This is a genomic window from Geobacillus sp. C56-T3 (genome assembly GCF_000092445.1).
GTDB classification, from domain to species: Bacteria; Bacillota; Bacilli; order Bacillales; family Anoxybacillaceae; genus Geobacillus; species Geobacillus thermoleovorans.
Window position 1 is genome coordinate 2,476,373 of sequence record NC_014206.1, and the last position, 13,220, is coordinate 2,489,592.

Here is a 13,220-nt window from a genome sequence, read left to right on the forward strand (position 1 = left end):
TCCCTTCTTCTAGAGCTGCTCGCTCGCCTCGAGCACCTCCCTCACCGGTGCGAACGAACGACGGTGCTCAGGCGTAACGCCGTAGCGGCGGATCGCCTCGAAATGTTCCGGCGTTCCGTAGCCCATATGGCGCGCGAACCCGTATTGTGGATAGCGGCGATCCAGTTCTTTCATCCACCGGTCGCGCGTCACTTTGGCGATGACCGACGCAGCAGCGATCGAAGCGCTGTTGGCGTCTCCTTTTATGAGGCGCTGTTGCGGCAGTGGGCACGGCACCGCCATCGCATCAACAAGCAAATGTTCAGGCGGCGGGGAAAGGGCGTTCACCGCTTTCGCCATCGCTTGCCTTGTCGCTTCGTAAATATTCCTTTCATCGATCTCCGCCGCGCTGACGATGCCGATGCCGATGGCGACGGCGCACGCTTCAATTTGCGCAAACAATGCCTCGCGCTTTTCCGGCGTCAGCCGCTTCGAGTCGTCAAGCCCCGGCAAATAGGCGTCTTTCGGCAAGATGACCGCGGCGGCGACGACCGGGCCGGCCAGCGGGCCGCGCCCGGCCTCATCAATGCCGGCGATCCGTCTAACGCCAGCGGCGTATAGTTCCCGCTCATAACGCATCAGTTCTTCCCACCGCTGCTCGATGGCGTGCCGGCGCGCCTTCTGCCTTTCAAAACGGGCAAGAAGCGCCTGCACGCTTTTTCGCTCATCCTGCCGCAGCATCTCCCAGCGCGGGTCGTCCGCGCCAAGCTTCGGAAGCAGCGCTTCAATGTCTTTCACCGTATACCGCTTCATGCTCCTCTCCCTCTTCTACTTATACTATCGGCTCTGTTTGGCCGACCGTAAAGCACCGCCGGCAAAAAACGCCCGCCGGACGCGCTACGTCCGTGAAGCGGGCGTTTCAAAGCTTAAGCGGCCTAATTTTTCCGTGCGGATGTCATACAAAACGATGTCAGCCACTTTATCGTAGTCAACAGCGCCGCCTGACGTCAAGCAGCCGCGCCGCCTTCCGATGGCGTCAAACAAGGCGACGATGTCATCCGGAATGTCATCAAGGCCGTAGCGCTCCGCAAGCCGGTTGGGATAGTGGGTCGACAAAAAGCGGAGCGCATAGACGGCGACATCCTGCAAGTTTAAAATTTCGTCCTTAATGGCCCCGGTCACCGCCAACTTGTAGCCCACGTCCTCATCCTCAAATTTCGGCCATAGGATGCCTGGGGTATCAAGCAGCTCCATTTCTTTGCCGACTTTAATCCATTGCTGCGCTTTTGTCACCCCCGGCTTGTCGCCAGTTTTCGCGATATGGCGGCCGGCGAGCCGGTTGATCAGCGTCGACTTGCCGACGTTCGGGATGCCGACGATGAGCGCCCGAACCGGGCGCGGGTTTTTAATCCCTTTCGCCCTCATTTTCTCGAATTTGTCTTTCACCATCTCTTTCGCTGCCGCCGCGATTTGCCGGACTCCTGTTCCGCTTTGAGCATCGATGGGCAAAGCCAGCCGCCCTTGATCGTGGAAATAGCGGATCCACTGTTCGGTCACCGCCTCATCGGCCATATCAGCCTTATTGAGCAAAATGAGGCGCGGCTTTTGTCCGAGAATCTCGTCGATCATCGGGTTGCGCGAGGACATCGGCACACGGGCGTCAAGCAGCTCAAACGCTACGTCGATCAACTTTAATTTTTCTTGCACTTCCCGCTTGGCCTTCGCCATATGGCCGGGGAACCATTGAATCACTGTCATTGGCATCACCTGCCTCGTTTATTTCACAATCCGGGCGTCAGAAAGCGGCCAATACACAAGATTCGCCTTGCCAACGACTTTTGACATCGGAATGAAGCCGATATGGCGGCTGTCTTTGCTGAAACGGCGATTGTCGCCCATGACAAACAAATGCCCCGGCGGCACCGTGCTTCGCCCGGTCAGTTCCTCCAAAGTGAACGATTCCGTCAGTGGACCGCCGTCGGACAACTGCTTTTTATACTCGTCCAAATACGGCTCTTCATACGGCTTGCCATTGATATAGAGCGTATCATTTTTGTATTCAATTCGGTCGCCCGGCAGGCCGATGACTCGCTTAATATAGTCTCTCCCTTCTTCAGCGTGAAAAACAATGATATCGAAACGGTGCGGCATGCCGATTTTATACGCCAGTTTATTGACGATCATCCGCTCATGGTTATGTAATGTCGGCATCATCGAATAACCGTCGACGATGATCGGAGCGAAAATAAAGTAGCGGATGCCCCCGGCGAGCAAGACGGCAACGACGATCGCTTTCATCCACTCGCGCCATTCGCTTTTTTTCTGTTCCATTGTCCACCCACCTAAATCAAAGTTTGCAGTCGTGGATCACTACCGTAATCATCATTGGCGGTAGTGAAAAAAGGAGCTTGAAAGCAAGCTCCTTTTCCGCTGTGATCCACCGTTGTCCATTATTGCGCTGCGTTCGTATTTTCCTTGATGCGCGCCGCTTTGCCGCGAAGTTCACGCAAGTAGTACAATTTCGCGCGGCGGACTTTCCCGCGGCGGATGACTTCCAGCTTGGCGATTTTCGGCGTATGCACCGGGAATGTGCGCTCAACGCCGACGCCATAGGACACTTTGCGGACCGTGAACGTTTCGCTGATGCCCGCTCCGCGCCGTTTAATGACGACCCCTTCAAACACTTGGATGCGTTCGCGGTTGCCTTCGACGACTTTCACATGAACGCGCACCGTGTCGCCCGGGCGGAAATCCGGCAAATCCGTCCGCAGTTGTTCTTTCGTAATCTCTTGGATTAAATGATGCATCATGATCCACCCCTTCCACAGATGTTCATGCCAATGATCTCTTCATTGCAGCGGAACATCGTTTTCCGTCCTCAAGCCAATCGCTTAAGGTCACACAAAAGACATGATAGCATAAACGGTTGACTCAGGCAATAGCTATTCGCGCTCCTTTTCCCACTCTTTCAGCCATTGCTTTTGCTTGTCTGTAAGCGGATATTCATCGAGCAAGTCCGGACGGCGCAAAAACGTGCGCCGGAGCGATTCCTTCTCGCGCCACTCGGCGATGAGCTGATGGTTGCCAGAAAGCAGAATATCCGGCACTTTCATGCCGCGGAAATCGGCCGGTCTTGTGTATTGCGGATACTCAAGCAGCCCGGAGCTGAACGAGTCATCGACCGGCGACGCCTCATTGCCGAGCACCCCGGGGAGAAGACGGACGACGCTGTCGACAATGACCATGGCGCCGAGTTCCCCACCTGTTAAAATATAGTCGCCGATCGAAATTTCATCGGTTGCTAAATATTGGCGGATGCGTTCGTCATACCCTTCGTAATGGCCGCAAATGAGCACCAAATGCGTTTCTTTCGCCAGCTCTTCCGCCTTTTTTTGCGTGTAGCGCTCGCCTTGCGGGCAAAGCAAAATGATGCGGGCGCCAGGCGATCCAGCCGTCACGTGTTCCACCGCGTCAAAAATCGGCTGCGGCTTGAGCACCATGCCAGCGCCGCCGCCATACGGATAATCGTCGACCGTTTTATGCTTGTTGTCGGCAAACTCGCGAAAATCAATAAGGCGGATGTCGACGGCCCCTTTTTCTTGCGCCTTCTTTAAAATCGACTCGCTCAACACCCCGGAAAACATGCCGGGAAACAACGTTAAAATATCGATCCGCATCACTCGAGCAGCCCTTCCATCGGCCGGATGATGATCGTTTTCCGCTCCGGATCGACGTGCAAAACGACCTCGTCAATGTACGGAATGAGCGCTTCCGATCCGTCTTCGCGCCGGACGACCCAGACGTCGTTCGCCCCTGGAGTCAAAATTTCCTTTACCGCGCCGATGGTCTCCCCGCCTTCTGTCACGACAGTGCAGCCGATGATCTCATGGAAATAATATTCCCCTTCCGCGAGTTCGCCGAGCTGGCTTTCCGGCACCTTCAGCATCGCTCCCTTAAACCGTTCCACATCGTTGATGCTGTCATAGCCTTCAAACGACAACAAGTCAAACGATTTATGGACGCGGTGGCTTTTCACCGTGACTTCAATCGGTTCCGTGTCCCGTTCGCGGAAAATGTACAGCTTGTTTCCTTTTTTATACCGTTCTTCAGGAAAGTCGGTGCGCGAAATGACGCGCACTTCGCCGCGAATGCCGTGCGTATTGACAATTTTTCCGACATTAAACCATCGTTCCATCGCTTTCATCCCTTCTTAGCGAATCTCTTTGACGACGCCGTCTTCAATGATGATGGCGCGCGTTTTTGTCACCTCTTCCCAACGGTCGCCGACGTTCACCTCAACGAGCGCCTCGACTTCCCGCTCTTTCAATTCGCTCCCTAACGGTAGCACATTTGACACTCCACACGGCTAAAGCCGTGGGATTCTTGGGTCGTTCGCGTCCTCATCCATTTCTGGTTCGGACAACGCCCAAGTTTAGGGGTGTGTCATCACCCCGTCCCATCGGGTTACGATGTACCCCAATGGGCGGCGCACCTGTGACCAGTGCGCTAGGTTCGGCGACAAAGCCCGAAATCGCTTTGGCGATGTTGATCGCGCCATTCAAGTCGGCGTGGAGGGTGTATCCGCATTGTTTACACTGAAAGTGGATGCCATTGCGATTTCCCTTTTCCCGATGTCCGCATTTACACGTTTGGCTCGTGTAGGTCGGCTTCACCCACTCGACCCGAATGCCCGCCATTTCCGCTTTATAGGCAATCATCGTTTGCAGTTGGTGGAACGCCCAAGCATGAAGGCTTCGTCCTGCTTCTTTGGCCGATTTTGCTCGCTTGCGAATCCCTGTCAACGCTTCCATCCGAATCACGCCAACACCGTTGGCGAGCGCAACATTCACGATTTGACGGCTGATTTTGTGATTTTGCTCCTTCATCCAGCGGGACTCTTTGCGGCCGATTTTGCGAATCATCTGGAGCTTCTTCGCTTTGCCCAACCTTCGCCGCAAAGCCGCATATCGTCGGCGAATGAAGGCGCATTGGTTCCCTTTGAAAAACCACGATTTCGTTCCCACGCTGGCCACAGCGATATAGCGAAGCCCAACGTCAACGCCCATCACCTTTGTTTTGTGCCGCGGCTTCACGTCAAAGGTGATCGCGATCGCCAAGTACCATTTCGTTCTCTTTTTGTAGAGCTTGGCGGCCCCTTGTTTAGCGGTTCCATCGAGCAGCCGATTCAGCCATGCTTCTTGATAGGGGCGCGTGACGACCGGCACGCCGATTCGCTTCTCGAGTGTGGGGAAGGAAACCGTGTAGAACGCTCCTTTCTTTTCCACCTTCACGTTTTGATTGTTAAAGCAACACCAGAATGTTCGAAACTTCTTTGTTTTCTGGTTTTTCTTTTGGGACTTCACTTCTCGAATCGTTTGATTCACGACAGCGGAAGGAAACCGCTGCGACGAAAACTCCTTAAAAATTTTGCTCGTTGCTTGATTCAGTTCGGGATGATTCAACAGCCAATTCGCAAACGCGGTATTCACTTCTGTCATCCGTTCATACATGTCTTGTTTGACTTTCGTTGGGTTGTGCAATTCCAGCCTTAGCGTGATCGTCGGCATGGACTTACCTCCTTGCGACAATGACAGGATACCATTTCCATATGAAGAAAACGGCTCACTTTCATCCCACGCCTAAATAGCGTGGGCTTTCTCGTTCGCGAATCTGTAATTGTTCAAGCGAAACTCAAGCCGTTTTATTTTCTCTACTCACATTTCGCACCCTGAATAAAAATTCGAAATAAGCCAGGTTTGACCGAATAAAAATTAATTATTTTACAATTTTTGTATAAAAAATTATTTTTATGCGCATATCCGGGTTGTTTTTTGTATATTATGCAAAGGTTGCGAAATATGAGTCTCTATGCGTTCATCAATTTCTTTCGCAAAATATTGCTTCACTAAAGCGGGCGGATAGTTTCCGCTTTTCTCCATTCGTTTCTGTTCAAAACGAAGCTGGTCGCACTCGCGCTCGAGCTGCTGCTTGCGCGCCAAAAACGCGGCGGCAAGCTCTTGTTTGCTCCGTTCGGTGACGATTTGCCGCACCTCAACCGTTTGAATGAGCTTCATCCTCTTCCCCCTTTTGACACGGAATGAACGGCACCCGGGCCATTTTTGCGCCCTTTGGCATCATATCAAAAAAGGGAGAGGAACATCCTCACCCTTTGTCTTTCACTTGCACAACAACCCGCTTTGGCGATCCGGCCGCGGCGGCGGCAACGACCATGCGAATCGCCTGGATCGTCCGCCCTTGTTTGCCGATCACTTTGCCAGTGTCGTCTTCATGCACGGACAGCTCATAGATGACGGCCGTCTCTTCTTCGCGGCGCTCAACCGCCACCGCCTCCGGATGATCGACAAGCGCCTTGACGATCGTTTCAATGAGCGGCTTCATGTGCATCTCGCTTATTTGCCGTATTTCAAGTTATGGAACTTCTCTAAAATGCCTTGCTTCGACAGCAAGCTGCGCACCGTATCCGACGGTTTGGCGCCGTTTTGCAGCCATTTGAGCGCCAATTCCTCATCGATTTTCACTTGCGCCGGCTCAGCGACCGGATCGTACGTGCCGATCGTTTCGATAAAACGACCGTCGCGCGGCGAGCGCGAATCAGCAACCACGATGCGATAGAATGGTTTTTTCTTTGTCCCCATGCGTTTTAAACGAATTTTTACTGCCATAGTCAGTACGCACCTCCGTATAGAGTTCACACAAGATAGTATATTAACAATTCTTCTTCCGTTTGTAAAGGTTTTTCGCTTAACAGATCTTCATTTACATAAATGGAAAACGGAATCCTTTCTTTTTCCCTTTTGGCATATTCGTCATCATTTTCATCATTTTTTTCATCTCGTCAAATTGCTTCAAAAGCCGGTTCACTTCCTGCACCGTCGTGCCGCTTCCTTTGGCGATCCGCTTTTTGCGGCTAGCGTTGATGATTTCCGGATGCGTTTTCTCTTCTTTCGTCATCGAGCGGATGATCGCCTCAACGCGGGCGATTTGCTTTTCATCGACTTGGATGTTGGCGAGCCCTTTGATTTTGTTGGCGCCCGGCAGCATTTTAATCAGTTCGTCAAGCGGTCCGAGCTTGCGCACTTGGCCGAGCTGCTCCAAAAAGTCGTCAAGCGTGAAGGTGGCCGTGCGCATTTTTTGTTCGAGCTCCTTCGCCTTCTCTTCGTCGACGGCCGCCTGCGCTTTTTCGATGAGCGTCAGGACATCGCCCATGCCTAAAATGCGCGACGCCATTCGCTCCGGATGGAACGGCTCCAAAGCGTCAAGTTTTTCGCCCATCCCAGCAAACTTGATCGGCGCTCCGGTGACGGCGCGAATCGACAGCGCCGCCCCGCCGCGCGTGTCGCCGTCCAGCTTCGTCAAAATCACCCCGGTGATGCCGAGCTGCTCATGGAAGCTTTGTGCGACATTGACGGCATCTTGCCCGGTCATGGCGTCAACGACGAGGAAAATTTCATCCGGCTTGACCGCTTCTTTCATTTGCTTCAGTTCATCCATGAGCGCTTCATCAATGTGGAGGCGGCCGGCTGTGTCGATGAGCACGTAATCATAATGCTCTTCTTTCGCCCGCTCGAGCGCCTGTTTCGCGATTTCAACCGGATTGGCGTGCTCGCCTAACGAAAAGACAGGCATGTCGAGCTGCTTGCCAAGCGTCTCAAGCTGTTTGATCGCCGCCGGGCGGTAAACGTCGGCAGCCACCAGAAGCGGCTTTCGGTTATGCCGTTTGCGCAGCAAGTTGGCCAGCTTCCCGGTGGTCGTCGTTTTCCCGGCCCCTTGCAACCCGACCATCATCACAACGGTCGGCGGTTTCTTCGCGACAGCGATTTGGCTTTGCTCACCGCCCATTAACGCCGTCAGCTCTTCCTTGACGATTTTGATCACTTGCTGGCCCGGCGTTAAGCTTTTCATCACTTCCTGCCCGACAGCCCGCTCGCTCACCTGTCTGATGAAATCTTTGACGACTTTAAAGTTGACGTCAGCTTCCAAAAGCGCAAGGCGCACTTCGCGCATCATCTCTTTGACATCCGCTTCGGTGACTTTCCCTTTGCCGCGAATGCGGTTCATCACCTGCTGCAAACGTTCAGACAGTCCTTCAAACGCCATGGCGGCCACCCCCTTTTTTAATCAAGTTCGTCAAGCTCGCGGACTAGCGCCGCCAATTCGGCGTCAGCGCCGTAGCGCCGGCTGATGTAGTCTTTCAGCCGCTCGATGATCTGCCGCCGCCGTTCATATTTTCGCAGCAGCCCGAGCTTCTCTTCATACTGCTCCAGCATCGCTTCTGTACGCCGGATGTTATCGTACACCGCCTGGCGGCTCACCTCATATTGTTCGGCAATTTCCCCGAGGGAGTAGTCGTCCAAGTAGTAAAGCGCCATATAGTTGCGCTGTTTCGGCGTCAACAGCGCTTGGTAAAAATCGTATAAATAGTTCATGCGCATCGTTTTTTCCAGCACCGGACTCTCCCTCCCTCATTGTTAAGTAAAATACCTTTACAAAAATGTAGTGTACCGTCTTTTCGGCAAGGTGTCAAGGGATGGAACGGACAAAGGGCTTATCGGTTACACCCCCGTGGACGTAACAACAAAGGGCGCTCCATTGTTTTGGGAGCACCCTCTGTTAACTTTTCTATGATTCCAGCAAATCAGCAAACAATCCGTAGACGTACTGTTCTGGATCGAACACTTGCAAATCGTCCATCTTCTCGCCGAGGCCGACGAGTTTCACCGGGATGGCCATCTCGTTGCGAATGGCAAGCACGATGCCGCCTTTCGCCGTGCCGTCAAGCTTCGTCAACACGATGCCGGTCACATCGGTCGCTTCTTTAAACAGCTTGGCTTGGCTCATCGCGTTTTGCCCGGTCGTCGCATCCAACACAAGCAATACTTCATGCGGAGCGCCCGGAACTTCGCGGCTGATGACGCGTTTCACTTTTTCGAGCTCTTTCATTAAATTCACTTTGTTTTGCAGCCGCCCGGCCGTGTCGCATAACAATACGTCAACGCCGCGCGCTTTCGCCGCTTGAATCGCATCATACATGACCGCCGCTGGATCGGAGCCGGCCGCCTGCTTAATGACGTCGACCCCAACGCGCTCGCCCCACGCTTCGAGCTGCTCGATCGCCCCGGCGCGGAACGTGTCGCCAGCTGCCAACAAGACGGATTTCCCTTCCGATTTCAGCTTATGGGCGAGCTTGCCGATCGTTGTCGTTTTGCCGACGCCGTTGACACCGACGAACAAAATGACCGTCAGCCCGCCTTCTTGTATATTCAAAGCGGAAAGTTCTTTGTCATCGGCGCCGGCGCGGTAAATGTCAACGAGCTTTTCGGCGATGACGTCGCGCATTTGCGCCGGGTCTTGAATGTTGCGGCGCTTCACTTCCATTTTCAGCTCATCGACAAGTTCCATGACGGTCGTGACGCCCACATCGGCGACGATCAAAATTTCCTCAAGCTCTTCAAAAAACTCTTCATCCACTTTCCGATAGCGGGCGATGAGGTCGTTCACTTTCCCGGCGAGCGAATTTCGCGTTTTTGACAGCCCTTCTTTAAACTTTTCGGTTACGGCATCCGCTTGCTTTGTCCATTTTTCTTTCCATTTTTGAAAAAAACCCATCCAAAGCGCCTCCTTTCCATTATGACCGCACGAGCTCCTTCGAATCTTCCAAACGGACGGAAACAAGCTTTGAGACGCCCGATTCTTGCATCGTGACGCCGTACAGCACGTCCGCTTCTTCCATCGTCCCTTTTCGATGGGTGATGACGATAAACTGCGTGTCGCGGCTGAACCGTTTTAAATATTGGGCATACCGCTGCACGTTCGCTTCATCAAGCGCCGCTTCGACTTCATCAAGGACGCAAAACGGCACCGGACGCACCTTTAAAATCGAAAACAAGAGGGCGATCGCCGTCAGCGCCCGTTCGCCGCCGGAAAGCAAGCTTAAATGTTGCAGCTTTTTCCCCGGAGGCTGAGCGACGATGTCGATCCCAGTCTCAAGCAAGTCGTTCGGGTCGGTCAGCCGCAAATCGGCGCGCCCGCCGCCGAACAGCTCGCCAAATACCTCGCCAAAATGGGCGCGGATTTGTTCAAACGTTGTGAGAAACCGTTTTTTCATTTCTTCATCCATTTCATCGATCACTTGGTGGAGCGTCGCCTTCGCCTCTTCCAAATCGGTTTTTTGCTCGCTTAAAAAGCGGTGCCGTTCGGAAACACGTTCGTATTCATCGATCGCCCCCAAGTTGACGGTGCCGAGCTCCTCCATGGCGCGCTTGATCAGCTTCACCCGCTTGCGTGCCTCATCGGCGCCGATCTCAAGCGGGTACGCGGAGCGAGCCGCTTCAAACGACAGCCCATACTCTTCGCGCAGACGGACAAGCAGATTCTCCAGCTCCACATCAAGCCGGTTCAACTTTACTTCTTCGTCTTTCACGACATCGGCGAGCTGTTTATGCTGCCGCTTCGTCTCTTTCCATTCCTGTTCCAAATGTTCAAGACGGCGTTGGAAATCGAGCCGCTGTTCGCGACGGCTCGCGATCAGCTCCAATGTCTTTTGCTTGTCCTCAAGCTTTTGCTTTCGCAGCTGCTCAATCTCTTCCTCGTTCCATTCCGGCGCCTCCATTTCCGCATCCAAAGCGGCTCGTTCGCGCTCTGCTTCTTTGAGCCCACGGATCGTTTCGGCAAGCTCCGCTTCCCATTCTTCCACTTTCCGGCGTGCATGTTTCACGCGCTCTTTCGTTTCCGCCAAGGCGATTTTTTGCTCCGTGATCGCTGCCTGGAGCGCCTCTTTCGTCGTTTGCTCCGTCTGTTTTTGCGCCTGCAGCCGGCTGATGTCGTCATCGATCGTCTGCAGTTTCTCGGCAAGCTGCTCAAGCTGCCTGTCAATGGCGCCGAGGCGGCGGTTGAGCTCTGCCATTTCGCGCTCGTCGTTCGCCTTTTCTTCATCATACAGTGCGAGCCGCTCGTCGATCCGTTTTTTCTGCCATTCGAGCTCGCGTTGCTCGTCCTTTTGTCTTTGCAGGGCCTCCCGAAGCGCCGCAACCTCTTCTTGCAGCGCGGCCGCCTGCGCTTCCTGCTCCGCCAGCTCGTGTCGTTTTGCGGCAACAGCCCGCTCAAGCCGAGCGATCGTTTCATCCATTTCCTGCAGTTTGGCCGAAAGCATCTCAAGCTCGCGGTTTCGACTTAGCAACGACGCGGTCTTTTTCGCCGCCCCGCCGCCGGTCATCGCCCCGCCAGGGCTGACGACATCACCGTCCAATGTCACGAGGCGATAGCGATAGTGAAGAAGCTTGGCCAGCTCATTCGCGCCTTTTAAATCGGCTGTCACGATGACATGGCCGAGCAAATGGGCGATCGCCGCCCTATAGGCGCGGTCGTATTCGACGAGCTCGCTTGCGATGCCGACAAACGCCGGATGGCGGTCAATCGCCGCCCGCTCCCGTTCGGAAAGCGCGCGCGCTTTTATGACGTCAAGCGGCAAAAACGTCGCGCGCCCGTAGCCGTTCGTTTTCAAATAGTGAATCGCTTGCCGCGCCGCCTGTTCGCTGTCAACGACGATATGCTGCATCGCCCCGCCGAGCGCCGTTTCAATCGCCGTCTCATAGCGGTCCGGCACGCGGATGAGCTCAACAATGGCGCCATGAATGCCGGGCAGAAGGTCGCGCGCCTTTAATACTTCCTTTACTCCTTGGACAAAACCGGAATAATCATGTTGCATCTCTTCCAACCATTGCTGGCGCGCTTTGGTTTGCTGCCGGTATTGGCGCGCCTGATGCAGCAACGCTTCATGCTGCTCGAGCTCCGTTTTTTGCGCTGCGAGCGCCGCGGCGAGAGCGGCTTGTCTGTTATGCGCTTCCGTCAGCGCCTGTTCGAGGCGGGTCTGCTCGGCCCATAAGGCCGCCCGCTTCTGCTCGAGCTGTTCACGTTCGGCGAGATGGCGGCGGTTCGCTTCATCGAGCGCCGTCCGTTTGGCATGCAGCTTGCTGATGGCCTGCTCCACATGTGCGCGTTCGTTTTTCAACGCCGCCTGTTCATGAACAAGGTCGATGTAATCACCTTTTCGCCGCTCGATTTCTTCTTCAATGTCGGCTTCATGCGCCGAAAACAAAGCCTGTTTTTCTTTCAGCTCCCGCTCGAGCGCTGCGGCGCCCGCCTCAAGCCGGGCGAGTTCCTCCCGCTCGGCATGCAGCTGCTCCGTCAAGCGGCGCCGTTTCGCAGCCAGTGCAGCCGTTATGTCGTCCAGCTGCGCTTTTCGCCTCGCGGCATGCTTTTTTCTCTCTTTCAATACTTCTTTCCGCCCTTCGAGCTTCTCAAGCTCTTCGCTGGCTAAAAGCAGCACTTGCTGCAAACCGTCGATCGATTCGTCAATGGCGGTCATTTGATCGCGCAGCTGTTCGATTTGGGCTTCCATTTTCTGCAACGCCGCCGCCAACGCCACTTCGTCCCGCTGGTGCCCATCAAGCGCTTCCTTCCACTCATTCCATTGCCCGCTCAGCTGCTCGATGTCGTGAACCATCAGCGCCACTTCAAATCGCTCGAGCTCTTCGCGTTTTTCCAAAAACTCTTTGGCGAGCGACGCCTGCATGCGGAGCGGCTCAAGCTGCTGTTCGAGCTCGTGCAAAATATCGTTGACGCGGTGCAAGTTGTCTTGCGTCTCCGCTAGCTTCGCCTCCGCCTTTTTTTTCCGCAGCTTGTACTTCAACACGCCGGCCGCTTCTTCAAAAATCGTGCGCCGCTCTTCCGGTTTGCTGCTTAAAATCTCTTCGACCCGGCCTTGGCCGATGATGGAAAACGCCTCCTTGCCGAGCCCGGAATCGAGAAACAAATCGACGATGTCTTTCAAACGGCACGGCTGGCGGTTGATGAAAAACTCGCTCTCCCCCGAGCGATAGACGCGCCGGGTCACGCTCACTTCCTGGTACTCAAGCGGCAAAAAGCCGTCTTCATTGTCGAGTGTGATCGTCACTTCAGCCACATTGAGCGGCTTGCGCGATTCGCTGCCGGCGAAGATGACGTCTTCCATTTTCGCCCCGCGCAACGATTTTGCTGATTGCTCACCGAGCACCCAACGGATCGCATCGGTAATGTTGCTTTTGCCGCTCCCGTTCGGACCGACGACCGCCGTCACACCAGGGACAAACTCGATCGATACACGGTCGGCGAACGATTTAAAGCCGATCACATCCAATCGTTTCAGGAACATGGTATGACGCCTCACCATCTTTCCACTGTGA

Annotated in this window: 13 protein-coding genes and 2 pseudogenes; all 15 read right to left on the reverse strand. The window is 54.4% G+C overall.

Going from position 1 to position 13,220, the window contains the following annotated elements; genetic code table 11:
* Positions 1-9: 9 nt before the first annotated feature.
* The gene (locus GC56T3_RS12215) at positions 10-792 is read right to left on the reverse strand and encodes a ribonuclease HII (RefSeq protein ID WP_013145769.1); all 783 of its coding nucleotides are present in this window, start codon (positions 790-792) and stop codon (positions 10-12) included.
* Positions 793-876: 84 nt separating this feature from the next.
* The gene (gene ylqF / locus GC56T3_RS12220) at positions 877-1,743 is read right to left on the reverse strand and encodes a ribosome biogenesis GTPase YlqF (RefSeq protein ID WP_013145770.1); all 867 of its coding nucleotides are present in this window, start codon (positions 1,741-1,743) and stop codon (positions 877-879) included.
* 12 nt (positions 1,744-1,755) lie between these two features.
* Positions 1,756-2,310 (reverse strand): signal peptidase I, encoded by a 555-nt coding sequence (gene lepB, locus GC56T3_RS12225; RefSeq protein ID WP_013145771.1) that lies wholly within the window; start codon positions 2,308-2,310, stop codon positions 1,756-1,758.
* A 119-nt stretch (positions 2,311-2,429) separates the two neighbouring features.
* The gene (gene rplS, locus GC56T3_RS12230) at positions 2,430-2,786 is read right to left on the reverse strand and encodes a 50S ribosomal protein L19 (protein ID WP_013145772.1); all 357 of its coding nucleotides are present in this window, start codon (positions 2,784-2,786) and stop codon (positions 2,430-2,432) included.
* A 135-nt stretch (positions 2,787-2,921) separates the two neighbouring features.
* Positions 2,922-3,656, reverse strand: a complete 735-nt coding sequence (trmD, locus tag GC56T3_RS12235; protein WP_011230701.1) for a tRNA (guanosine(37)-N1)-methyltransferase TrmD — start codon at positions 3,654-3,656, stop codon at positions 2,922-2,924.
* A complete protein-coding gene (rimM, locus tag GC56T3_RS12240) occupies positions 3,656-4,174 on the reverse strand; it encodes a ribosome maturation factor RimM (protein ID WP_013145773.1) in 519 nt (172 codons plus the stop codon). Before rimM ends, trmD begins: the two co-directional genes overlap by 1 nt.
* A 15-nt stretch (positions 4,175-4,189) precedes the next feature.
* A pseudogene (locus tag GC56T3_RS18760) lies at positions 4,190-4,330 on the reverse strand (YlqD family protein); the annotation flags it as partial.
* A gap of 49 nt (positions 4,331-4,379) precedes the next feature.
* Complete coding sequence (locus GC56T3_RS12245) at positions 4,380-5,546, reverse strand: transposase (RefSeq protein ID WP_227456651.1); 1,167 nt, start codon at positions 5,544-5,546, stop codon at positions 4,380-4,382.
* A 143-nt stretch (positions 5,547-5,689) separates the two neighbouring features.
* Positions 5,690-6,053 (reverse strand): annotated as a pseudogene (locus GC56T3_RS18130) (YlqD family protein).
* 88 nt (positions 6,054-6,141) lie between these two features.
* Positions 6,142-6,378: a KH domain-containing protein gene (locus tag GC56T3_RS12255; protein ID WP_013145774.1), complete on the reverse strand. Its 237-nt coding sequence runs from the start codon at positions 6,376-6,378 to the stop codon at positions 6,142-6,144.
* 11 nt (positions 6,379-6,389) lie between these two features.
* Positions 6,390-6,662 carry a 30S ribosomal protein S16 gene (gene rpsP, locus GC56T3_RS12260; protein WP_011230697.1) on the reverse strand — a complete coding sequence of 91 codons (273 nt, stop codon included), beginning with the start codon at positions 6,660-6,662 and terminating at the stop codon, positions 6,390-6,392.
* 94 nt (positions 6,663-6,756) lie between these two features.
* Positions 6,757-8,097 carry a signal recognition particle protein gene (gene ffh / locus GC56T3_RS12265; protein ID WP_011230696.1) on the reverse strand — a complete coding sequence of 447 codons (1,341 nt, stop codon included), beginning with the start codon at positions 8,095-8,097 and terminating at the stop codon, positions 6,757-6,759.
* A 17-nt stretch (positions 8,098-8,114) separates the two neighbouring features.
* Positions 8,115-8,447 (reverse strand): putative DNA-binding protein, encoded by a 333-nt coding sequence (locus GC56T3_RS12270; protein WP_011230695.1) that lies wholly within the window; start codon positions 8,445-8,447, stop codon positions 8,115-8,117.
* Positions 8,448-8,619: 172 nt separating this feature from the next.
* Positions 8,620-9,606, reverse strand: a complete 987-nt coding sequence (ftsY, locus tag GC56T3_RS12275; protein ID WP_013145775.1) for a signal recognition particle-docking protein FtsY — start codon at positions 9,604-9,606, stop codon at positions 8,620-8,622.
* Positions 9,607-9,625: 19 nt separating this feature from the next.
* Complete coding sequence (gene smc, locus GC56T3_RS12280) at positions 9,626-13,189, reverse strand: chromosome segregation protein SMC (RefSeq protein ID WP_013145776.1); 3,564 nt, start codon at positions 13,187-13,189, stop codon at positions 9,626-9,628.
* Positions 13,190-13,220 lie beyond the last annotated feature (31 nt).